General features: G+C 48.2%; 19 protein-coding genes. 7 read left to right on the top strand and 12 right to left on the bottom strand.

Going from position 1 to position 22,221, the window contains the following annotated elements; all coding sequences use genetic code 11:
• Window positions 1-58: 58 nt before the first annotated feature.
• The 6 genes from artM to OOK74_RS14670 all read right to left on the bottom strand — a co-directional run bounded on the left by artM (window position 59) and on the right by OOK74_RS14670 (window position 6,284).
• The gene (gene artM / locus OOK74_RS14695; RefSeq protein WP_274721762.1) at window positions 59-727 is read right to left on the bottom strand and encodes an arginine ABC transporter permease ArtM; all 669 of its coding nucleotides are present in this window, start codon (window positions 725-727) and stop codon (window positions 59-61) included.
• Window positions 724-1,413, bottom strand: a complete 690-nt coding sequence (artQ, locus tag OOK74_RS14690; RefSeq protein WP_277206489.1) for an arginine ABC transporter permease ArtQ — start codon at window positions 1,411-1,413, stop codon at window positions 724-726. The genes artM and artQ overlap by 4 nt, the downstream gene beginning before the upstream one ends.
• 1 nt (window position 1,414) lies before the next feature.
• Window positions 1,415-2,146 carry an arginine ABC transporter substrate-binding protein gene (locus tag OOK74_RS14685; protein WP_274721760.1) on the bottom strand — a complete coding sequence of 244 codons (732 nt, stop codon included), beginning with the start codon at window positions 2,144-2,146 and terminating at the stop codon, window positions 1,415-1,417.
• Window positions 2,147-2,295: 149 nt separating this feature from the next.
• Window positions 2,296-3,024: an arginine ABC transporter ATP-binding protein ArtP gene (artP, locus tag OOK74_RS14680; protein WP_319946301.1), complete on the bottom strand. Its 729-nt coding sequence runs from the start codon at window positions 3,022-3,024 to the stop codon at window positions 2,296-2,298.
• Between the two features lie 146 nt (window positions 3,025-3,170).
• The gene (gene viaA, locus OOK74_RS14675) at window positions 3,171-4,616 is read right to left on the bottom strand and encodes an ATPase RavA stimulator ViaA (RefSeq protein WP_274721758.1); all 1,446 of its coding nucleotides are present in this window, start codon (window positions 4,614-4,616) and stop codon (window positions 3,171-3,173) included.
• Between the two features lie 9 nt (window positions 4,617-4,625).
• Window positions 4,626-6,284: an ATPase RavA domain-containing protein gene (locus tag OOK74_RS14670; protein ID WP_277206485.1), complete on the bottom strand. Its 1,659-nt coding sequence runs from the start codon at window positions 6,282-6,284 to the stop codon at window positions 4,626-4,628.
• 282 nt (window positions 6,285-6,566) lie between these two features.
• Here OOK74_RS14670 and OOK74_RS14665 point away from each other — a divergent pair, with 282 nt between their 5' ends.
• From OOK74_RS14665 to OOK74_RS14655, 3 genes are all read left to right on the top strand, one after another.
• Window positions 6,567-7,082, top strand: coding sequence for an NUDIX hydrolase (locus OOK74_RS14665; RefSeq protein ID WP_274721756.1), 516 nt, complete (start codon window positions 6,567-6,569; stop codon window positions 7,080-7,082).
• 8 nt (window positions 7,083-7,090) lie between these two features.
• On the top strand, window positions 7,091-7,441 hold the full coding sequence (locus OOK74_RS14660; RefSeq protein WP_278183404.1) for a c-type cytochrome: 351 nt from the start codon (window positions 7,091-7,093) through the stop codon (window positions 7,439-7,441).
• A 102-nt stretch (window positions 7,442-7,543) separates the two neighbouring features.
• A complete protein-coding gene (locus OOK74_RS14655; RefSeq protein ID WP_278183403.1) occupies window positions 7,544-8,284 on the top strand; it encodes a TetR/AcrR family transcriptional regulator in 741 nt (246 codons plus the stop codon).
• 147 nt (window positions 8,285-8,431) lie between these two features.
• Here the strand turns inward: OOK74_RS14655 and OOK74_RS14650 are convergent, their stop codons facing one another.
• Window positions 8,432-9,697, bottom strand: a complete 1,266-nt coding sequence (locus OOK74_RS14650; protein WP_278183402.1) for a DEAD/DEAH box helicase — start codon at window positions 9,695-9,697, stop codon at window positions 8,432-8,434.
• 314 nt (window positions 9,698-10,011) lie between these two features.
• Here OOK74_RS14650 and OOK74_RS14645 point away from each other — a divergent pair, with 314 nt between their 5' ends.
• Entirely contained in the window at window positions 10,012-11,214 is a 1,203-nt protein-coding gene (locus OOK74_RS14645) for an aromatic amino acid transport family protein (RefSeq protein WP_274721752.1), read from the top strand.
• Between the two features lie 215 nt (window positions 11,215-11,429).
• On the opposite strand, the gene galE is transcribed toward OOK74_RS14645, so the two are convergent.
• The 4 genes from galE to OOK74_RS14625 form a co-directional block, all read right to left on the bottom strand.
• Window positions 11,430-12,461: a UDP-glucose 4-epimerase GalE gene (gene galE, locus OOK74_RS14640; RefSeq protein WP_278183401.1), complete on the bottom strand. Its 1,032-nt coding sequence runs from the start codon at window positions 12,459-12,461 to the stop codon at window positions 11,430-11,432.
• A 186-nt stretch (window positions 12,462-12,647) separates the two neighbouring features.
• Window positions 12,648-14,087, bottom strand: coding sequence for an FAD-dependent oxidoreductase (locus OOK74_RS14635; protein ID WP_274721750.1), 1,440 nt, complete (start codon window positions 14,085-14,087; stop codon window positions 12,648-12,650).
• Window positions 14,088-14,451: 364 nt separating this feature from the next.
• On the bottom strand, window positions 14,452-16,899 hold the full coding sequence (locus OOK74_RS14630) for an ABC transporter permease (protein ID WP_278183400.1): 2,448 nt from the start codon (window positions 16,897-16,899) through the stop codon (window positions 14,452-14,454).
• Entirely contained in the window at window positions 16,896-17,573 is a 678-nt protein-coding gene (locus OOK74_RS14625) for an ABC transporter ATP-binding protein (protein ID WP_278183399.1), read from the bottom strand. Before OOK74_RS14625 ends, OOK74_RS14630 begins: the two co-directional genes overlap by 4 nt.
• Between OOK74_RS14625 and tesA the strand changes: the two genes are divergently transcribed.
• The 3 genes from tesA (at window position 17,572) to OOK74_RS14610 (ending at window position 21,265) form a co-directional block, all read left to right on the top strand.
• The gene (tesA, locus tag OOK74_RS14620; protein WP_278183398.1) at window positions 17,572-18,171 is read left to right on the top strand and encodes a multifunctional acyl-CoA thioesterase I/protease I/lysophospholipase L1; all 600 of its coding nucleotides are present in this window, start codon (window positions 17,572-17,574) and stop codon (window positions 18,169-18,171) included. The genes OOK74_RS14625 and tesA overlap by 2 nt on opposite strands.
• 87 nt (window positions 18,172-18,258) lie before the next feature.
• Window positions 18,259-19,467, top strand: coding sequence for an enoyl-ACP reductase FabV (gene fabV / locus OOK74_RS14615; protein ID WP_278183397.1), 1,209 nt, complete (start codon window positions 18,259-18,261; stop codon window positions 19,465-19,467).
• A 148-nt stretch (window positions 19,468-19,615) separates the two neighbouring features.
• Window positions 19,616-21,265 carry an ABC-ATPase domain-containing protein gene (locus OOK74_RS14610; RefSeq protein ID WP_278183396.1) on the top strand — a complete coding sequence of 550 codons (1,650 nt, stop codon included), beginning with the start codon at window positions 19,616-19,618 and terminating at the stop codon, window positions 21,263-21,265.
• 138 nt (window positions 21,266-21,403) lie between these two features.
• Here the strand turns inward: OOK74_RS14610 and OOK74_RS14605 are convergent, their stop codons facing one another.
• Window positions 21,404-22,030: a DNA-J related domain-containing protein gene (locus OOK74_RS14605; RefSeq protein WP_278183395.1), complete on the bottom strand. Its 627-nt coding sequence runs from the start codon at window positions 22,028-22,030 to the stop codon at window positions 21,404-21,406.
• Window positions 22,031-22,221 lie beyond the last annotated feature (191 nt).

The following is a 22,221-nucleotide window of genomic DNA, read 5'->3' as shown; positions in this document are numbered from 1 at the left end:
CACACCAAGAAAAATTGCGAGGATAGTCAATGGTTAGTTGGGGGTTATTAACTGCCGCTTAATAGCTTTCAAATGCTAAGGCTTTTTGCTCGATGCGGCGGAAAACCAGAGTGAACACGCCATTGATGGTTAAATAGAATGCTCCGGCGACCCCAAACACGGTCAAGGTATCGTAGGTTTGCGCATTGATGCGCTGCGCGTAGCCCATTAGATCCATAATGGTGATGGTACTGGCCAGCGAAGTGCCTTTAAACACCAGAATGACTTCATTGGAATAAGCAGGGACGGCACGGCGCAGCGCATACGGCAACAGCACTCGCAGCGTGGCGAGTTTATTCATGCCTAACGCGCGGCACGCTTGCCACTGCCCATCAGGGATCGCATCAAACGCGCCTTTAAACAGTTGGGTACTGTAGGCTGCGGTATTGAGAGCCAAGGCCAACATAGCGCAGAACCAAGGTTGGCTGAGCCACACCCAGAATAGGCTTTCACGGATCCAGACAAACTGACCGGGGCCGTAGTAGACCAAGAAAATCTGTACCAGCAACGGAGTACCGGTAAACAGAGTAATTAAAGCACGGCTAAACCAGTGTAGCGCCGGTGTACGCAGCACTAGGCTTACCGTCATCAATAGTGACAGTATGCAACCCACCAACAGTGAAACCGCCGTCAGTTGTAAACTGGTGGCTAAGCCTTCCAACAGTTGCCATAAGTGTTGCTGCTTCATACGCTGGCTCCTTGGTTATGGCCCATTCCCTGTACCGAGAATTTATGATCAATCACTTTCACCGCGCGCTGGGTAATTAAGGTGATCACCAAATACACTGCCGCTGCTGTCGCGTACCAAGTAAAGGCTTCATGAGTGGCGGCGGACGCCAACTGTGCTTGCTTGAGCAGATCGGTAACCCCAATCAAAGAAACCAGTGCAGTATCTTTAAGCAGTACCAACCATTGATTCATTAAACCGGGTAATGCGTGACGGATGGCTTGGGGTAAGACAATTCGAAAAAAAGCATGGGATGGTGCAATCCCTAACGCACTCGCCGCTTCACGCTGACCTCGCCCTACCGCTTTAAGTGCGCCACGTAAGGTTTGTGAGGCATAAGAGGCAAAAATCAGCGCGAGCGCAATCACCCCAGAGATAAACGGACTGAGCTCAATAAATTCACCGGTGATCAGAAACAGCACTTGGGTCGAACCAAAATAGATAAACAGCACCACTAACAGTTCAGGTAAACCACGGATCACCGTGACCAAGAGTGTGGTTGGCCATTTGACCCATTTAAGTTTCGCCATTTCACCACTGGCAAACAGCAGTGCCAATAGTAAACCGACCAGCAAACTGGTCAACGCGATGTGTAACGTCATCCAGCTCGCTTGTACCAGTGATAAAGAGTAGCCCGTTAGCCCCATATTAGTTTCCGAAATACTTATTAAAGATCGCGGCGTATTCGCCATTCTCTTGCACCGCTGCCAACGCCGTGTTCAGTTGGTCAAGCAACGCTTGGTTATCTTTATTCACCGCAATCCCAAAACCATTGCCAAAGTATTGTGCGTTGGTTACCCGATCACCGACGTAATCCAGTGGGCTATCGGCTTTAAACCACTCAGCAACCACTGCGGTATCGCCAAATACCGAGTCAATCCGGCCATTTTTCATATCGATGAAAGCATCTTGGTAGCTGGAATAAGGCACCGCAACCACGCCCGGTAACTGCTCAAGTAGGAAGCTTTGATGAGTAGAGCCGTTTTGCACCCCGACCCGTTTGCCTTGGAGAGCCGCTTGATCGGCCACTTTACCCGCCAATGATACAAAAGCCGCCGAGTTATCGTAGTACGGCGCCGTGAAATTGACCTGCTCAAGACGCGCCTCAGTAATATCCATCGCTGAAATAGCCGCATCATAACGCTTGAATTTCAGCGCTGGGATCAAACTATCAAACGCTTGATTATGAAAGCTACATTTGGCTTGCAGTTGCTTACACAACGCATTGGCCAAATCAACATCGAAACCTTGGATTTGGTTATTGGCATCCATGTATTCAAATGGCGCGTAAGTCGCTTCCATGACAAATTTGATCTCTTGCTGCGCTGCAGCACTGGCTGAAACCAAACCAATTAAAGACGCAAGTAGGATCTTGTTCATTGTAATACTCCATGTATATTGCGAAATCTGGCACATCAATCGCCAGCATCTGTGGGTTAAATTAGCTAACTTATTGAATTAGGTTTATGCAAACTTAATCAATTAAATTCAAGCATTTAAGCTCAATCTTTAAGCACCACCGATAACCATCAGTGGGTCAAATATTCAGCAAACTGTGGGGTTTGCGGGTGATGAAACGCCGCTGCCGTACCGTGTTCGATCATGCGACCTTGTTCAAGATACAGCACATGACTAGCGATTTTTTTGGCAAAATCGACCTCATGAGTCACCACCACTTGCGTGATGCCAGTGCGGCTCAACTCTTGGATGATTTTCACCACTTGATTGGTGATTTCAGGGTCAAGCGCAGCGGTCGGTTCATCAAACAGCAGCACATCCGGTTTCATCATTAGCGCACGGGCAATCGCTACCCGTTGCTGCTGACCACCGGAAAGATGCAGTGGCCATGCATTGGCTTTATCGGCCAATTGCAAAGTAGTCAGAATATCCATCGCTTGCTGCTTGGCTTGTGCTTTGGCTATTCCTGCGACCTTGATTGGCGCTTCAATCAGATTTTCCAATACGGTCATGTGTGGCCATAGATGGTACTGCTGAAACACCATGCCCACTTTACGCCGCAGTGCCAACCCCTGCTGCTCAGAAGGTCGTTGAGCAAAATCAAACTGTTGATTGGCAATATGCAGTTGACCACTGTCGGCGCTTTCTAACAGATTGAGTACCCGCAGCAACGAACTTTTACCGGCACCACTTGGGCCAAGCAGTACCAAAGTTTCCCCTTTAGCACATTCAAAGCTAATGTTGTGCAGCACCTGGGTGGTGCCATAAGACTTATTAATTGCGTTAACTCGAATACTCATGCTGACATACTGCATTAATTATCACCTGTGCTTGATACTACTATGAATGTATTTTTATGCAATAAAAATGTATAAAACCAAAGCCAACCAACTTTTTGTATAAAAAAACGCCACAACAATAGCAAGAATAACTGGTTACAAGCCAATTACCATTTTTTGATTAAACGACCAAGCAAACTTGGGTGATAGCTCCAACAGTGATCAAACATGGTGAGCAGTTGTGGATTACCATATTTGGACAAACTGATCGCGTGAAAACGGTTTTTCCGCGCTTTGATCGCCGCCACTTGTGCTAACAACTCCTCGCTTTGTTTTGGCGCAATAAAATCAGAGACCACGACCAGATCACTATTGCGATAAGTCTCACCGTTCATCAGTTCAAGCGCTTTTAAGATCACCGGTTCAAAATCGGTACCGCCGTGAAAGGTATAACTGAGAAAATCACTCGCTTCACGCAGCCCATCTTGGCGGGTTAATTCGTAGGTAATTAATTCGGAGGAAAACAGCATCACATAACAATCACGATTTTCAGCCAGCGCAATTTGCATCAACCCATACGCCATCGCTTTAGCACACTGCTCAGGAAAACCCGCCATCGAACCGGATGCATCAATACACACCACAAACGGGCCTTTTTCGATCTCAAGCTGCTTATGATCTGGGCGCTGCGCACGCACTTGGCGTAAAGTGCGTGATTTACCTTGCATGCGGTAATTCATCAAACGTTTGTCAATAAGGTGTTGATAAAAAACCACTTCCAGTTCTGGGTAAGCCAAAAACAGGGTTTCGTTGGGCAGCAATTTACTCAGATCATCACTTTCATGGATACCAACAATATCGTCAGTCGCCTGATCTGAGCGCTGCTCTACCATTTGTAATACTTCGGTAGGCGCGCGCTTAAGATCAGGATCATCATTCTGCCCGGCCATACGCCCGAGCTGCTCAGCAATTTGCTGTAACGTCTGGTGCTTTTTAAGAAAATCCGCATAACGTTTGATGGTACTCAAATCGCTACGACTTAATTTCGCTGCCGCCATATCCCATAAACGCCCGATAATGGCAGCATCCCCAGCCGCAGTGACATTATCCATATTGCGCAGAGTTTCCATCCGTTGATAAAGCTCAGCCAACATCCGCTCTTTACTCTCTTTCAGTTCAAGTAACTGCGCTTGACGGATCGCCTCTGACAAAGATTTATACCACTGATCACAAAAGAAATGAGGGAACATCGGGTTATGGTGGAGCTGCTCTTTCTCTAGCAAACGCCGCGCCTGCAGATAAAAGCTTGAATCGCCCTCCAACTGCTTGAGCAGATCGGGCGTCTGTGCAAAAAAAGTCGCCTCATCCCAATGGATCACTTTTTGGTACAGCGCCAATTCAGTTTGAAAGCGTTCAGTTTCGCATACTTTGGTCATACGGCGACGCACGTTGGTCTGCCATTTTAATAGATGATTTTTTACCGAGGCCGCCACTCCACGATTGTCAGCCATCATCATCACTTGTGAACGCCCAATCAAATCATTGACTGCAGTATCGATCAGCCCTGATTCGGCAATACTTAACACCAGATTGAACGCATCGACTCCCAGCATCACACTTCCTTAGGCGAAAAATTGGTTGAGATTGCGAATGCGCATAACGCTACGCTCACATTCACTTTGCGTTGCTTGCCAATATTGTTGTAGTTCATGCAAAGTAGCTTCCATTGCCGTCGGCAACTCAGGATCGATAAAACTGTGCGGCAACGCGGCATGAAATTTAGCGCGCACGTGACGTAAATGATGTTCAGCATGGGTTAACTGCGCCATGGCTTGATCCGCTTTGGCCAACCAGTTTTGATACAAGGTCTCTTCCAAGCCTTGTTTGGTGACTAGAGCGACCAATACCGAGCGATTGGCAATATCCTTAATCACCAAATTACGCTTGCCATCCAGATCAAAGCGTAAGCGGCACAAATTGGTATTGTGATTCACATAACCGTAAGCGCTACCCTGTCCCTCTTTGATGATGCGCTCTAACTCTATTTTCGGTACATAAACCCAACGACTGTCTCCTTTCTCGCCTTCCGAGACCGACATATTGCTTTGCAACAACACCAGTTTGATCAGATCGTTGGTAACGCCTACGCTGTATTTTTTCGCATCGGCAAGATCATATTGATGATGAATTTGCTTTTTAATTAAGCTGTTTGATGTTTCGAGCGACAGCAGCATGGCAAATTCTGACTCTAATTCTTCTTGAATTTGCGCCAACTCAAGCCGGCATACATCCAGTTGCTGTTCCACTTCCGCTTGGTCAAACGCATAACGCAGCGCAAATTCGCGGATCACATCATGCACCACTTGGTGTGACTGCGGAGTGTTCCACAAACAATTCTCCAGCAGCAGCAGATCAAGGGGATTAATTTCATCACGCCCATTAAAAAAGGCACTCGCCTTCAATAATTTGGCCGCTTTTTTCCAACGGCGATCAGAAACATACATCTCTAAATCAGAACTCGCGTGCGCTTGTGAGCGTTGTTCAACCATGCTTTTCAGTTGATAAAGCTTCTCAAACACCGGATCGGTTAACTCCAGCTTATCCAACTGAATTTGCCACTGATGATACTCTTGATCGGTGATCGCTAACCCAGCCGGAATTTTTGCCTCTTGGGCGGTACCGACCGTCAGCATCGATTTGAAGTTTTGCTTATTTTGGATCCGATTAACAAAAATCCGCACTAATAGACGATCATACAGTGCATCTAACCCACTATCTTCACTTGGTAATTCATTGGAAGCGGTCACCAGCAAACGCATCGGAACGGGCTGAATATCACTGCCATTTTTAAAGGTTTTTTCGTTAACCACCGTCAATAAGGTATTGAGGATCGCCGGTCCCGCTTTCCAGATCTCATCCAGAAACACCACCTGCGCGGTCGGTAAATAACCTTGGGTCAAACGTAAATAACGCCCATTATCTTTTAACTCTTGGATGCTTAGCGGCCCAAACACCTCTTCTGGCGTGGAAAAACGGGTCATCAAATATTCAAAATAGCTACTATTATCAAAAGCTTGAATCAAACGCTTGGCAATTAAACTTTTGGCAATCCCCGGGGGGCCAAGTAAAAACACACTCTCGCCAGCTAACGCGGTCAGTAAGCAGAGTTTGATGGTGTTCTCTCGCTCATACACGCCATCAGAGAGCGCTTTGGCCAGCTTATTAATGCGCTCGCAAAGCAGCGCTTTTTGCGCGTGAGAGCCGATGGTCAATGGCTGCATCTCTTTATACCTCAAACAAAACACCCAATTGGGTCAAATCAATGGAACAAGCGGCGACTCTATAGAATTATTGTCTATTTGTTACAAAGTGTATTTTTTATTGTGCCCTTATAGCAGATCTCATTTATTGCAAACAACAGGTAATCATTGATTGCACCGATCATTGCTCAACTTGTCACCAATCACCCAATCACGCTATCAAAAGCAGAATTTATGCTTGGGGATGCCACTTAAGGTAGGTTAAGGTAGCGGTTTCATTATCAGTGTTATAAAACGCCGCTTATGAGCAAAATCATCCATCAATGGAAAAATATCGCGTTAGTTGAGGAAGAGATTTTGCTTCCCAATGGCTACACGGTAACTCATACCACGCTAGCGCATCCCGGCGCTGCGGTGATCTTGCCCTTGACCGCACAAGGTGAAATCGTCGCCATTCGTCAATATCGCCCTTCACTAAAAAAATGGTTGATTGAGCTCCCCGCTGGCACACTGGAACCCGATGAATTGCCACTCGCCTGCGCACAACGTGAACTCGAAGAAGAGACCGGCTTTAGTGCTGCGCAATTTATTGAACTCGGCCAAGTGACCCCGCTCGCTGGCTTCTGCGATGAAATTCAACACCTGTTTGTCGCCAAACAACTGAGCAAAACCGCGCGTTATTGCTGTGATGAAGACGAAGTGATTGAAGTGCTACTGCTTAGCCCTGCCGTATTGGAAAGTAAAATCATCAGCGGCGAAATCACCGATGCCAAAACCATTGCTTGTTTAAGTAAAGCCAAACTTTGCGGATATTTATAGGAGATAAGATGAATTTTCGATTGAATAAAGCCACGCGATTTCGCCATCCACTAACCCATATCGCGCTGACACTGGGCGTAGCCCTGATAGTCAACCCGGCGTTGGCGAGTGGTGATGCGCAGCTCGGTGAGCAAAAAGTCTCAAGCTGCCTGTTTTGTCATGCCAAAGATGATGAAGCCAGTCACTCCCGTTACCCCAACCTGAACGGCAAAAGTGCGCCAGAGCTGTATCAAGCGATGAAAGAGTACCAGCTCGGTGAGCGCAGTGGCCCAATGGCAGAAATGATGAAAGCTCAGCTACGCCGTTTCAACGATCAAGATTTGCACGACGTTGCTACATTTTACGCCACCACACCGTGAATATTCCTCCTATACTCGATTTTTGCTCTGATGGCGGTGAAAAAACCGAGTAAATCTGGTAAACAATGGGGCATCTTAGCGAGCACCATAGGTTAAGTTGACATGCTTGAGAAAAAACAAGGGCGGCGCAGTGCACAAGATGCCCAAAAAACGCGCTATCACATTATCACTATTGCGGCAGAGCTGTTTTGTGAACTCGGCTATTCGCGGGTTTCTTTGCGCCATATCAGTGAAAAAGCTGGGGTATCGCACAGTTTGATCCGCCACCATTTGGGCAGTAAAGAAAAAATCTGGCACAGCATTAGCGATGGTTTGCATCTGTATATGGTGCGTTATATGCAAACCGTGCTGCAAGCGATGCCGGCCGACACCCCCGTCAATGTTAAACTTTATACCTTTATCATGCGTATGTTGGCCCATGGCTTAGTGATTAAGCAACCGATCCAACTGATTGCCGATGCGGTACGCCAAGAAGATAAATTACTGGACTATTTTCTGGATACCTCCGGCGACATCGAAAATCTGATTGAGTTACTGGCCAGCGAATATAACCGTCAGCATCCGGAATCACCGATCCTGCTGTGGGAAATCAAATGGCAAATGATCATGTACACCCATAGTGCCGCCAGTTTAACCCCGTTTATGCGCGCCACTTGGGCGCCGGAGATTGAAGAGTTATCCGCTTGCTTACTCAAGCATTGGCAACTGTTTAACTCATTGATGATACAAAAATTTCATGTCAGCCAGCCCTATATTATGCAGCCAACATCGGTTGAAGAGCTGGTCTACACATTAAATTGCGATTGGCGTGATTTCTATACGGAAGAGCCCGAGTCGCACTAAGCGTGCTGCAGCCAACGGATCGGCTGGCATAAAGCAGCCAGGCGCATCTTGTATTGATCACTCAAGATGCGCCTTGGTCTATGGTATTACCCTTGGTGGATTACTATTTTTGCATGACCTTTGAGAAAACTTCGCCACTGCTCACGATCAGCGTGCTTTTTTACCGCGCTGAGCATGAATTTTTAACTGCGCCTTAAGCTTACGCTTCTCAGCAGAGCGGCCACCCGCGCGTGGCGAATTCTCGTCACGCACTATCGGGCTAGGTTCAAAGCCTGATAGCCACTCTTGTGGCAAACGAGTATTGAGTAAGCGTTCAATCGCTTCCAATTGCCCCTGCTCATCATGCGCCAGTAATGACACGGCTAAACCCGCTTGACCCGCTCGGCCAGTACGCCCAATGCGGTGTACGTAATCTTCCGCTTTAAATGGCATGTCATAGTTAACCACTTGCTCAAGCTGCGCAATATCTAAACCACGCGCTGCCACATCGGTTGCAATCAACGCACGCACCTTACCGGCTTTAAAATCATCTAAGGCTTTTTGCCGCGCCCCTTGGCTTTTATCGCCATTGATCGAGACCGCTTTGATACCATCGAGCTTTAACTCGTCGGCCAGTGCATCACTGCCCTGGCGAGTTTTGGTAAACACTAACACTTGCTGCCAATTTTTCGAGCCAATTAAATAGGCCAACAACTCACGCTTACGTTTTTTATCGACCGGATAAACCATCTGCTGCACCGTTGCTGCAGTAGAGTTCGATGGGGTGACTTGCACTTCCAACGGATCGCGCATAATGCGATACGCCACTGCTTTGATTTTGCTATCAAAGGTGGCCGAGAAAAACAGCGTTTGCCGCAGTGGTGACAAACGGCGTAACACACGCTGAATATCCGGCATAAACCCCATATCCAACATGCGATCCGCTTCATCGAGCACCAAGACTTCCACTTTACCTAAAAAGAGCGATTTAACGTGCGCGTGATCGAGTAAGCGCCCCGGTGTCGCAATTAAAATATCCACCCCACCACGCAGATGGTTAAGCTGCACCTTCATACTGGTTCCGCCATAAACGGCGACAATTTTTAACTCGGTACCTTGCGCATAAGCTTGCATGCTTTCAAGCACTTGCTGGGCTAATTCGCGGGTGGGCACTAGCACTAACGCACGCACTTCTTTGCTATTGACTTCACGCGACCACGGCTCAGTCACAAAGCGCTGAATTATAGGTAAACCAAACGCCGCGGTTTTGCCGGTTCCGGTTTGCGCCCCAGCTAACACATCTTTACCTTGCAACACATGCGGAATGGCTTGCTGTTGGATCGGAGTGGGATCCACGATTCCCAGCCCACTTAATGTGGTGAGCAGATCAGGATCTAAGCCTAATTGCGAAAAAGTGATCGGGGTGGATGACATAGTGCGTACCTATTGAACTTTTGGGGCGCGGATTGTAACAAAGTGCGTAGCGTTTGGCTTTCTCTAAAATGGCAGATCAGACTGCGCAATCAAGATGTCACAACAAGTATCTAGCAGAGCAAGCCCGTGCAGTATCATACGCACAATGTAAACATTAAATTACACGCATGGATTTTAAAATTTACAAACTGATTGACGCAAATCGAAACTCACTACAGAATAGGCAAAATTTAGTGTAAATAGATGACTTAATTGCTTGCGTTTCGTACAAAACACTAAGCGTAAGTTTAAATAACGTATAAAAGAGTTTACAGATGACACAATCAAAGCTTTTAGGCAGTACTTTGATTATCGCAGGCACCACGATTGGTGCAGGAATGCTAGCCTTGCCTCTAGCTTCCGCGGGGATCGGTTTCACGACATCATTAATAATCATGCTCGGATTGTGGATGCTGATGGCATTTACCGCGCTATTAATGGTGGAGATTCACCAATACGCCGAGCAAGATGCCACGCTACACACCTTGGCGAAACAAATTTTAGGTGACAAAGGGAAGTGGGTGGCCACTTTTGCCATGCTATTTCTGTTTTACTCACTGTGCGCGGCCTACATTGCCGGAGGCGGTGCACAATTTACCCAACGGATTGCCCATTTCAGCGGCATGACCGTCGCGAGTTCAAGTGGCACTTTGCTGTTTACGATCCTAGTCGCATTAGTGGTCACGATTGGTACCAGCACCGTGGATCGGGTCAACCGGGTGTTATTTGCCGGCAAAATGATCGCGATGATCGCGGTGCTGTTTTTCCTGGCACCGAATGTGTCACACACTTACCTATTAAGCATGCCAATTGAACAAGGTTTGATTGTGGCCGCGATTCCAGTAATTTTTACCTCTTTTGGCTTTCACGGTAGCATTCCGGCCATCGTCAATTATTTAGATGGCGACACACCGGCACTGCGTAAAGCGATTTTACTTGGCTCGGCGATCCCGTTGGTGATCTACATTTTCTGGCAAATTGTCACACTCGGCGTGGTGAGCCAATCAACCCTACTCGACAATATGGGGTTAACCGCACTGATTGGCGTGCTGGCAACCACTGTCAATCAATCTCATCTGGGTAACTTGATTGGCGTATTTGCTGACTTGGCGTTGCTCACTTCATTTTTAGGCGTGAGTCTTGGTTTGTTCGAATTTCTGGGCGATTCACTGCGCAGTAAACAAGGCAAAATTAACCGTCCACTGACCTCGATCATCACATTTTTACCACCACTGGTGTTTGCACTGTTTTACCCACAAGGGTTTATTATGGCGCTTGGCTACGCCGCGATTGCATTAGCGATTTTGGCGATTTTCTTACCGTTAGCGATGGTGATCAAAGTGCGCCAGCAAGCCAGCAGCACTGATTACCAAGTCAATGGTGGTAATGCAGCGCTATTGATCACCGGCTCGGTTGGGGTACTGATCATTGGTACGCAGTTGCTGATTACTTTTGGAGTGCTACCAGCGCTGGGTTAATATTATCGATTGCGCAGTTTGATAAAAAACGCCCATCACTCACGATGGGCGTTTTTATATCACTAAGTCAATCGGCGGATGATCAGTTTACTGCTGCGTACCACCTATACCGAAACAACTTGGAGTTGCAGGTAGGCGGCAAGTGAGAGAGTCCCCATGAGCATAGGAAAACTATGTGATTGGGGTGAACGAACGTCGCCAACACCGCTGCAGCTTCAAGTAGGAAGGGTATATTCTGACGGATAACCTTGTGGGTTATTAGACTGCCAACGCCAAGTATCTTGCGTCATCTCATCTAAAGTGCGAGTGGCTTGCCAACCTAACTGCTGCGCGGCTTTGGTTGGATCAGCCCAGCATTCCGCAATATCACCAGCTCGACGTTCAACCAGCTGGTAAGGCACTGCACGCCCTGCTGCCGTTTCAAAGGCTTTGACCATTTCCAGTACACTGTAACCCTTTCCGGTACCGAGATTGTAAATATGCAATCCAGCTTGGGTTCCAACTTTTTGCAATGCTGCAATATGGCCATCGGCAAGATCCATTACATGGATATAGTCACGCACCCCAGTCCCATCTTTGGTGGGGTAATCACTGCCAAACACCGATAAATGCTCGCGACGCCCCACCGCTACCTGCGCCACAAACGGCATTAGGTTATTAGGAATGCCTTGCGGATCTTCCCCCAATAAGCCAGATGGATGGGAACCAACCGGGTTGAAATAGCGCAGCAAGGTAATGCTCCAGTCAGGATTAGCTTGCTGAAAATCGTTCAAACACTCTTCGACCATCAATTTACTGCGCCCATACGGATTAGTAGCACTGGTTGGGAAAGACTCAGTGATCGGCACACTGGCTGGATCGCCATACACGGTGGCTGAGGAGCTAAAAATCAAAGACTTCACACCCGCCTCACGCATCGCCGCGACCAACACCAACGAGCCATGTACGTTATTATCATAATATTCCAGTGGCTTTTGAACCGACTCCCCGACCGCTTTTAGGCCAGCAAAATGGATCACGGCTTCAATCTGCTGCTGTTGCATCACTTCCACCAGCAGCGTTTGATCACGCACATCACCCAGTACAAATTGTGGCCGCACGCCAGTAACTTGCTCAATGCGAGCCAGCACCGTCGCCTTACTGTTATATAGATTATCCAAGATCACTGGCGTCATCCCAGCTTGGATCATTTGAATACAGGTGTGACTGCCGATATAGCCCATGCCACCAGTAACCAATACTTTCATCACTCGACTCCTTGATATGTGTGGGGAGTGTAACTTTTTATTTATCACCAACCGACGGCTGCGGTTTACCGCGTAAGCAGCAGCCATTAGATCAATCTTCGCATCGGTTAACGCTCGTCAGCCTGATGCCTAATGATACCCATTTAATTCGCCGATCCGCTAATGGGTCATGCGGCCTGATTACGCCTACGGCTTACCACCATACACTTTGGCTAATGCGACCGGATAGCCACGCGCTTGACTTAAGCTAAGCGCATGCTGTTCAACTTGCTCTGCGGTTAACGCGAGGCTAACCGGATGCTCTGCTTCGATGGCAAGTTGCTGCTCGGACGGGTGTAATTGCCAGTGAGCCACCAGTTGCCGTGCCGCACGCAGTGCCGATGAGCCTTTCACCACCTCCAGCCGTGCATAATGATTCGCTTCAAAGCTCACATCTGCCGCACGTAACGTTACATCATCACCGGGAATTTGCTGTGCTCCAAACAGTGGAGTGGCCGCCCACTGTGCACTGGAAAAAGCGGGCACAAAACGGGACATATGCTCTACTGCACTTTGCGTGCGCTGCTGCTGAGCCGATAACGGCCAGCCGTGCTCAATTTTGTGTTGTAAATAACTTGGTAACTGTGGCTGTGCAGAGGTTGGACTAGAGCTCACCAAACCATCATCAAACAAGGTGATTGCTTGTGTCATGCCATGCAGTTGAAAGGTTCCATCGGCATAAGGGGTTAACTGTGCCATACCAGCGTCACTGCCACGTGGGCCGTGGAAAATAACCTCCGGCCACCATTGATGGCAATCAGGCCATTGAGTGACGTAAGCCGCTTTAAACTCGACCAAACGCTGGCGTTGATGACCCGCCATATCATCAATACGACCGGTTTCAAAACCACAAGCATTCACCAGGTAATCCACCGTTTGCTGCTGTTGCTGGCCTTGATCATCGGTATAAGTCAGTTGCCACTGATGATGGTGATATTGAGCATCGATCAGCTCACAACGGGTCATCACTTGACAATTAGGCAATTCCGCCAGTGTCAGCTCAACACTGGCCGCGAGCCGAAATACACTCCAACCATACTCTTGGACTAACACCACCGGATATTTGAGCTGATCTAAATCAACATGCTGTGCAAAAGGCACCATCCAATCATCATCACAACGCGGCGGATTTGCTTGGCAAGTTTTTGCCAAATGTTCTAATTCGTCCCGCTGATAAGCACGATAGTAGTGTTCGACCTCGCCGAGCACTTGATTGGCGCCATCATGTTCAACTAAAGTTCGATAGGCATTTTGAATGGTCATTAAGCGCGCCAAAATCGCTTGTGGTTCACCGGGATCAGATTTGGGCACTGTGATAATGGTAGGACGAACATTCAAGGTATGAGGATAAAGACGCACGGTTTCAATTGATTGCTCAAGCAACTCAATACACTGCTGCTCTGAAATTTCCCGATATAGATTACCACCAGCATGTAAATGGCAAATCGGTGGCCCATTAACTAAGCCCGCGCCTTTTTCAATCAGTAATACATTGAGCCCAAGCTCAGCTAAGTGCACCGCGGCCGTTGCCCCGGCGATACCACCACCTATAATCGCAATTCGGCGTTCTTGAGATCGCAATGTCATATTTTCCCTACAGTTACATCTAGGCCAACTAACATAGTCGCTATTCTAGAGGCTGTGAAAGGTTAAGCAAATCACATTTTCCAATCAAATCATCACCCGCCTCATTGCTGCGACAACTCGACTAGCCTGAGTTTTTAAAGTCAGCTTAATCATCGTAAAGCAAGCAAATTTTAGCTCGAAAAAAATCAAAAAAATGCTTGACGGAGATTTGCTATTTTTCGGTTTTACCCATTTTGTGTATAACCAAAACTCGCAAACCTCGGTCACTACGGGGCTAGCACCGAGCCAGTGCTAAACCACCACTTTACTTATCCCAAAAGTTATCCACTGATTTTGTGGATAACTAAACCATTTACTCAAGCGACTAATCGTACAACGCTTGATTGACGGGGGCTAACAGCCGTTTCAGTAAGCGACTCACCACCGCAGCCAGTGTGCAAAACGTAAGTGTTGGCAACACTAACCACAGTCCAATATGTAAGTTAGGGGCCAAGTTAAACCCCCAATGCATAACAGCAGCCACCACTACATCTGCGCTGACACTGGCAACTAAACCGGCGATCAGCGCCATCAAACCATATTCAGCCCAAATGGTTTGTAGCACTCGACGTCGGCTCGCGCCTAAAGTGCGATAAAGGCGAATTTCCTGCTGGCGTTGAGTTAAACTTAAACGCAATAAAATGAAGATCAGCAACATCCCTGCCACCACACCAAGCGCAGCCAGCACAGTGATCGACCACACGATTTGGGTCAACAACGCTTGGATTTTAGCCCCCATAGCACGAATGTCGATTAAACTCACCGTCGGATGCTGACGTGCTAACTGACCGAGCAACACATCATGCTCCGGAGAGAGGCGAAAGCTGATCAAATAACTGACCGGCAGTTGCTGCACCACATCAGGACTCAAGATGAAATAGAAGTTGGGTTGCATGGTGCGCCATTCGACCTGACGAATAGTGTTAACCTGGGCGCTAACCCGCTGGCTATTGATCACAAAAGTCAGCGTATCACCCAATTTAAGACCAAGATCACGCGCCACTTGTTGCTCTACCGACACACCTTGTTGGCTATGCCACTCACCTTGTAAAATCGGATTATAATCGGGCAGTTGCTGCGCCCAAGTCAGGTTTAACTCACGGCGTAGTGCATTTGAGCTTTGCTCACCCGCGGGAGTATATTGATTCGCAGGCTGACCGTTAATCTCACTCAAACGGCCACGCATAATCGGATAAGCACTTGAGCGCTCAATATTGGCCGCATCTAATGCCGCCAGATAACTGGCTTTTTCCGTTTCACTAATATTCAGTGCAAAAGCATTAGCTGCGTTTGCTGGTAACGTTCGTTGCCAATCCGCCAGCAAATCGGTGCGCACCAGCCAAATGATCGCAAGCAGCATCAAAGACAGTGCTAACGCGCCAAACTGCAAGCCACTGGCTGTCGCGGATCGATTAATCCGACTCAATGCTAATACCATTGCAGGGTTGAGGGGTAATTTAGCCATTAAACGCGTGATCAGCATACTGAGTATCGCCAACAGCACAAACAGCGCTAGCATACCAAGCAGCACTACCCAAATCAGCGGATTTTGCCAATACACCAATAACATCGGCACCACAGGCACCATGATCAGCAGCAGAGTACGTTGCCAACTGACTCGAGTTGATACGGGTTGCAATACCGCGGCAGCACTGATGTTCAACAGCCGCCCAAGGGGAATACCAAGAGCTGGTACCGCAATCAGTAAACAACTTATCAGTGCGATCCACCATGGGCGCCAACCATAACTCGGTAGCGGGCTGGGCAATAAATCGCGCAGTGGTATGCGTAATAAAAATTCCAATCCGATTCCCATCGCACTACCCAGCACTAGCGCACACACCAGCAGCAAACCCACTTGCAGCCCTAACCAGCGGTAAAGCCAGCGCCGACTCGCACCAAGACTTTTTAACATCGCAATCGTGTGCATACGTGTTGCGGCATAGTGCTGACAAGTCAGCACTAAAGTAGTCGCCGCCATTAAGATCACGATCGCCACCGTCATGGACAAATATTGTTGACTGCGCTCAAACACTTGATTGGTTTGGCTGCCACTCTCTTGGTCCTGCCAGCGATCGCTCGCAGTTAAACTTACCGCTTGTTTAATGCCCGCCAGAGTCTGCGGCTCACCAACCATAAACAGGCTAAATTGCACCCGACTGCCGGGCTGAATAGCCCCCGTTTTAGCCACATCAGCGAGATGAATATAAACGGTGGGCATTGGCTGAAAGGGGTTAAAGCTCAGCCCTGGCTCTGCACTAATTTCGCCACTGACCATAAAATCCGCATCGCCCAGTGCCACATGATCCCCAATCGTGACACCGAGCTGATCTTTCACCCGCGGCTCTAACCACAACTGATTAACCTGCACATGATGCAGTTGTTTTTGACCATCGCTTAAGCGCATCTCACCACGCAGTGGATAAGCACTATCCACCGCCTTAACCGTAACCAGTTGCATGCCATGATCACTAAATGCCATGGTCGCAAAACTGGTCAATTGTGCGGTCTGTATCGCGGACTGTGCACTTAAAGTAAGTAAGGATTGTGGCAGTGGATTGGACGAAACAAACACCGTATCTGCGGTCAACGCCTCACGCCCTTGCTTAACGATCACTTGCTCCATTCTTTGCGCCAGCGCGGTTAATGCAAAAATAGCGGCGACAATCAGCGTAAGCGCCACAGCCACTGGCCATAACTGACCATGGCGAATTTCACCTAGGCTCCAACTGAGTAACCGCCGCACATGAGCAACCGACGACAATCGCTTCATACGCGCTCCTCCAGCTCACCCGCGTGCATAAAAAAGCGCCGCTGACAACGTTGTGCCAGTTGCGGATCATGGGTGATCAAAACGAGGGTAGTCGCATGATCACGATTTAGTTCAAACAGCAAATCAATCACTTTGGCGGCAGTGGCTTGATCAAGATTACCGGTTGGTTCATCAGCAAACAGCAGTTGTGGACGAGTCATAAACGCGCGGGCAAGTGCAACACGCTGCTGCTCGCCGCCCGATAATTGCGCGGGAACATGGTGCATGCGCTCAGCTAATCCAACCGCTTGCAGCAAGCTTTGCCCCCGGGCACGATCTTCCATTTCACCGCGCAATAAACACGGTAAGGTGACATTTTCCAACGCGGATAAACTTGGGATCAGCAGAAAACTTTGGAAAACAAAACCAATTGACTCACGACGCAGCGCCGCGCGCGCTTCATCATCCAATTGTGATAGCGGCTGACCGAGCAGATACACTTCACCATCAGTTGGTGTGTCTAAACCGGCGAGCAGCGTCATTAAGGTTGATTTACCCGCACCAGAAGCACCCACAATCGCAACACTTTCTCCCGCCTCAATCGACAGATTCACCTGGTGAAGGATTGTTAAATGTTGCTGATTGGTAGAGACTGATTTAGATAATGATTGCGCTAAGATAACGGATGTAGACATGATTCGATGGATTTCCTTATGGTTGCTAATGCTGTTTTCTGCTACTGCTAGCAGTAACACCTTATTAATACTCGGCGACAGTTTAAGCGCTGGCTATGCCATGCCCATTGAGCAAGCGTGGCCAAGCTTACTGACCGAAGCTTTGGGTGAAAAAGGCCAAACACTCTCGGTGGTTAATGCCAGCATCTCGGGCGATACTACGGGTAACGGCCTTGAACGCTTACCCGCGTTGCTTACTCAACATCAACCCGATCTGGTATTAATTGAACTTGGCGCCAATGATGGCTTACGTGGTTTTCCACTACACACGGTTAGCCAAAATTTAAGTACCATGATTGAACAGATCCAAGCACATAATGCAACCGCCCTGTTAATGCAGATCCGCATCCCTCCCAATTATGGCAAACGCTACAGCGAGGGTTTTGCGCAGATCTACCCAAGCTTAGCGGAACAATTTTCCATTCCACTCCTGTCATTTTTTCTTGAACAAGTGATCGTAAAGCCAGAGTGGATGATGGCCGATGGCTTACATCCTAAACCTGAGGCACAACCTTGGATTGCCGATTTTGTCGCTGAGCAACTCAGTGAGCATTTATAACCATTCACTCATTTAATGGCTTAGCTCAATAAAATTTACTTAGCTTTACGCTATTTTCGAGCAATTGACCACATCATAGGTGACATTATGCACATCAAGCCACTCATTCAGGGCGTTGTGGCGCGCAGCGCTCATCCTTATGGCTGCGAGCAAGCCATCCTTAATCAAATCCAATACGTCAAACAGGCAAAGCCTATTCGCTCAGGCCCTAAACGTGTCTTGATCCTTGGCGCATCATCAGGTTTTGGCTTAGCCGCACGAATTGCGCTCACATTTGGTGGTGCACAGGCCGATACTATTGGCGTTTCTTTAGAGCGAGCTCCAAGCGAAAATCAAACCGGCAGTGCGGGTTACTACAACAATCACTTTTTTAAACAGCACGCTGAGCAAGCGGGGCGTATCGCCGTCAATCTGAGTGGTGATGTGTTTTCTACCGAAATGCGCGAACAAGTGATTGAGGCGATTGAAACCTACTTTGAAGGCGAAGTGGATTTGATCATCTACAGCATTGCCAGTGGCATGCGCCGCCAAACCAATGGTGAATATTGGCGTTCGGCCATCAAGCCGATTGGTGAGCCAGTCTCTGGTGCATCAATCATGCTCGATAGCGACACTTGGACAGAAACCTGCTTAGAGCCAGCCACTGAACAGGAAATCGAGGCCACGTTGCGCGTCATGGGCGGTGATGATTGGCAAAACTGGATTGATACGTTAATTAACGCTGAGTCACTGGCTGAAGGGTGTAAAACCATTGCATTTTCTTATGTTGGCCCACCCGCCACCCATCCGATTTACCTCGATGGGACGTTAGGTCGGGCTAAAATCGATCTTCATCAAACCAGCCATGCGCTTAACCTCAAACTGGCTAATTTTAATGGCGCAGCCTATGCCGTGGTGTGTAAAGCACTGGTCACCAAAGCCAGCGTTTTTATTCCCGGCTTAAGCCCCTATTTGATCGCGCTCTATCAAGTGATGAAAAATAAAGGTACCCATGAAGGCTGCATTGAACAGATGCAGCGCTTATTGAGCGAGAAATTGTATGGCCGCAATCCGCCACCCGTCGACAGTGAACGCTTGATCCGCATGGATGATTGGGAGATGAACCCAGATACTCAAGCACAAGTCGCCGCCTGTTTAGCGCAACTCAACGCCAGCAATTTTCAACAATTGGGCGATTATACCGGGTTTAAACAAGAGTTTATGCAACTCAACGGCTTTGGCTTTACTGAGATTGATTACCAGCAACCGGTTAATCTCAGTGCCTTTATTAACCAAAACGACCCGAATTTACTTTGAATATGCGCTGCGTTGGTGCCTCGATACTCACCGTGCTGATGCGCACCAACCGGTTAACCTACCGCAGGGCGCATCATTGCTTTACTCTTAGTTGGGCGCTACCTATAATCGCGCTCCTCTTTTTCTTTCCCTATGAGCGATAATCGAGATGGATCGACTAATTGCAACTCTGAAAAAACTTGAAAAGCAGAACTATCGTGCTTATCAGCAGATCAAAGGCCAGTATGACTTTACTGACTTTACGCTATTCATCGATCATGTTCAGTCTGATCCATACGCTTCCGCCTCTCGCCTGCGCGCCACCCGTGCTTGGTCATTGACCGGTTTAGAATGGCTTAAAGAAAAATCACCCACTTATCAAATGGCTGCGCGTGATTTTATTGCACGCGCCTTTGCAGAATTTGCCAAACAAGACAACAGTTTATCCATTGCATTCAGCGGTCAAACCGTACTTGATAGCACTGCCGTGCTGTTTAACGAACAGGGTATTGAACTGCGCTTTCGCATGAGTCTGCCTGCCGAAGGGCGTGATATTCTGGCCAAGAAGGCCCTGAATATTCTCACTTTCCATCTGCCAAAATACATCCGCCGCGCCACATTAGAACGTGAATTGAATAAAGCCGCACTGCTGCATCACTGCGCTGTGGTAGAAGATCAGCAAGCGATGCGCGCCCAACTTGACGATCTTGGCTTGGTCGCTTTTGTCGCCAATGGCAGTATTCTGCCCCGTTTAGCCGGTAACTGTGATTTGCCGATGAAAGAAGCGGTACCGTTTCAAACTCCAGCATCATTGCAAGTCACCCTTAGTACACCCAACCAAGGTGAATTAACTGGCATGGGTATCCCACAAGGCATCACTTTGATTGTTGGTGGTGGCTTCCACGGTAAATCGACCTTACTCACTGCGCTAGAACGTTCGGTGTACAACCATATTCCGGGCGATGGCCGTGAGCGGATGGTGACGGATGGCAAAGCAATGAAAATTCGCGCCGAAGAAGGGCGCTGTGTACACAATCTCAATTTGTCGAACTACATTAACCATTTACCGATGGCGAAAGATACGACCGATTTCAGCACTCAAGATGCTTCAGGCTCAACTTCACAATCCGCGTGGTTACAAGAATCTATTGAAGCGGGCGCGACCACCTTAATGATCGATGAAGACACCTCGGCGACCAACTTTATGATCCGTGATGAGCGGATGCAGGCACTGGTCAGTAAAGGTGCAGAGCCAATCACACCACTAGTGGATCGCATTGGTCAATTGCGTGACGATTTAGGTATTTCCACCTTAGTGGTGATGGGAGGATCCGGTGACTATCTGGATGTGGCAGATACCGTGATCCAGATGCACGATTATCAACCGGTTGATGTGACAGCCAAAGCGCGTGAAGTGATCGCTCAACATCCGACGCTACGTCGTAACGAATGTGAAACCCCACTTGCCACCTTTGCTCCACGCGCGTTAAATTGCGCCACGTTGCAAAAACTGCTGCTAGAAGGTAAGTTCCGCGTTTCAGCCAAAGGGTTAGATGCACTACGTTTTGGTAAAGAATTCACCGATATTTCTGCGCTTGAACAGTTGCAAAGCTCCAGCGAAGTGAATGCGATGGGTTGGCTATGGTTCCAACTGGCGCAGTTACCAGGCTGGACAGAAAACCCAGCTCAAGCAATGAGCAAAATGCTGGAAGGCGACTGGCACCTTGCAATGCCTAATCATGGTGATTTAGCCAAACCGCGGATTTTAGATGCGATGGCGGCTCTCAACCGGATGCGCAAAGCACAATTTAAAGCTTAAACAAACTAACAGGCCAAAAGGCTTGTGCTCTGCAATGTCAGCGCCCTAGCCTATTACTCACGACTCAAACATAACACGCTCAATGGCTGGGTTATGTTTGAGTAATATTTGGCTAGTCATTGGTAGATGAATCGGTATTTATGAATATTCATTCCTAAGAATATTCCACGCTTCACATAAGATGCGAAACCGTTCAGCACTGCCGTTGTCTCGATCAGGGTGCCAGCGCAAAGCCAGCCGTCGCCACGTTTTACGGATCTCTAGCGCGTTAGCCGCTTCGCTCAGTTCAAACAGACGCAAGGCTTGGCTGCGAGTCAATGTTTTACCATTATCGCTGCCCACCGAGTGCCGATAACGCGTCCAGAATTCATTCAGCAAGCGTTTCACTTCCCCTTCATCCGCTTCATAGTTGACCCATTGGGTGTAGTAATCACGCAGCGGATCATGCATATCAATCGACTGAAATTGACGGCCCATCATCGGTGCTAACACAATATCCATCGCTTCCACTTGCAGCCACTTTTGGGGATGCAGCGTTTCTTGTAGCTGAAACAGCGCATTCATGATCAAAAAATTGCGCTTAAACAGATCTTTTTCTGGTTGGGGATCAAGCACTGGCATCATACCTAACCCACTTAAATGCGCCGCTAAAGTGTGAACTTTCCAGCCTGAGGGTTTATGTTTCAACACATCAAAAATCGGCCATACCAGCGGATTTTCCATATACGTTTGAAATGTTGTAGCCAGTTGATGACACTCTGCCATGAGGCTCCTATTGCGAGAGACCATAATTGGCCAACAATCTAACCGATTTATGAGATCGGTGAAAATACAAATAGTGAATCTGTGAAGCCCACTCCGCGGTGGATGATTGGTCTTGCATGCAAGTACCAAGGGCGCTTTGGCGGCGAGATGATCCGTTTATTTGACAGAAACACTCAGAAATAGGAGCACTC

This window comes from Vibrio misgurnus (assembly GCF_029635775.1).
Classification (GTDB): Bacteria; Pseudomonadota; Gammaproteobacteria; order Enterobacterales; family Vibrionaceae; genus Vibrio; species Vibrio chanodichtyis.
The sequence above is the reverse complement of the archived record's forward strand: the minus strand, read 5'-3'. Positions and strand labels throughout refer to the sequence as shown.

What these genes read in the sequence shown, in the direction of transcription:
- artM (WP_274721762.1), bottom strand. Translation starts at nt 727, where the DNA reads ATGAAGCAGCAACACTTATGGCAACTGTTGGAAGGCTTAGCCACCAGT.
- artQ (WP_277206489.1), bottom strand. Translation starts at nt 1,413, where the DNA reads ATGGGGCTAACGGGCTACTCTTTATCACTGGTACAAGCGAGCTGGATG.
- OOK74_RS14685 (WP_274721760.1), bottom strand. Translation starts at nt 2,146, where the DNA reads ATGAACAAGATCCTACTTGCGTCTTTAATTGGTTTGGTTTCAGCCAGT.
- artP (WP_319946301.1), bottom strand. Translation starts at nt 3,024, where the DNA reads ATGAGTATTCGAGTTAACGCAATTAATAAGTCTTATGGCACCACCCAG.
- viaA (WP_274721758.1), bottom strand. Translation starts at nt 4,616, where the DNA reads ATGCTGGGAGTCGATGCGTTCAATCTGGTGTTAAGTATTGCCGAATCA.
- OOK74_RS14670 (WP_277206485.1), bottom strand. Translation starts at nt 6,284, where the DNA reads ATGCAGCCATTGACCATCGGCTCTCACGCGCAAAAAGCGCTGCTTTGC.
- OOK74_RS14665 (WP_274721756.1), top strand. Translation starts at nt 6,567, where the DNA reads ATGAGCAAAATCATCCATCAATGGAAAAATATCGCGTTAGTTGAGGAA.
- OOK74_RS14660 (WP_278183404.1), top strand. Translation starts at nt 7,091, where the DNA reads ATGAATTTTCGATTGAATAAAGCCACGCGATTTCGCCATCCACTAACC.
- OOK74_RS14655 (WP_278183403.1), top strand. Translation starts at nt 7,544, where the DNA reads ATGCTTGAGAAAAAACAAGGGCGGCGCAGTGCACAAGATGCCCAAAAA.
- OOK74_RS14650 (WP_278183402.1), bottom strand. Translation starts at nt 9,697, where the DNA reads ATGTCATCCACCCCGATCACTTTTTCGCAATTAGGCTTAGATCCTGAT.
- OOK74_RS14645 (WP_274721752.1), top strand. Translation starts at nt 10,012, where the DNA reads ATGACACAATCAAAGCTTTTAGGCAGTACTTTGATTATCGCAGGCACC.
- galE (WP_278183401.1), bottom strand. Translation starts at nt 12,461, where the DNA reads ATGAAAGTATTGGTTACTGGTGGCATGGGCTATATCGGCAGTCACACC.
- OOK74_RS14635 (WP_274721750.1), bottom strand. Translation starts at nt 14,087, where the DNA reads ATGACATTGCGATCTCAAGAACGCCGAATTGCGATTATAGGTGGTGGT.
- OOK74_RS14630 (WP_278183400.1), bottom strand. Translation starts at nt 16,899, where the DNA reads ATGAAGCGATTGTCGTCGGTTGCTCATGTGCGGCGGTTACTCAGTTGG.
- tesA (WP_278183398.1), top strand. Translation starts at nt 17,572, where the DNA reads ATGATTCGATGGATTTCCTTATGGTTGCTAATGCTGTTTTCTGCTACT.
- OOK74_RS14625 (WP_278183399.1), bottom strand. Translation starts at nt 17,573, where the DNA reads ATGTCTACATCCGTTATCTTAGCGCAATCATTATCTAAATCAGTCTCT.
- fabV (WP_278183397.1), top strand. Translation starts at nt 18,259, where the DNA reads ATGCACATCAAGCCACTCATTCAGGGCGTTGTGGCGCGCAGCGCTCAT.
- OOK74_RS14610 (WP_278183396.1), top strand. Translation starts at nt 19,616, where the DNA reads ATGGATCGACTAATTGCAACTCTGAAAAAACTTGAAAAGCAGAACTAT.
- OOK74_RS14605 (WP_278183395.1), bottom strand. Translation starts at nt 22,030, where the DNA reads ATGGCAGAGTGTCATCAACTGGCTACAACATTTCAAACGTATATGGAA.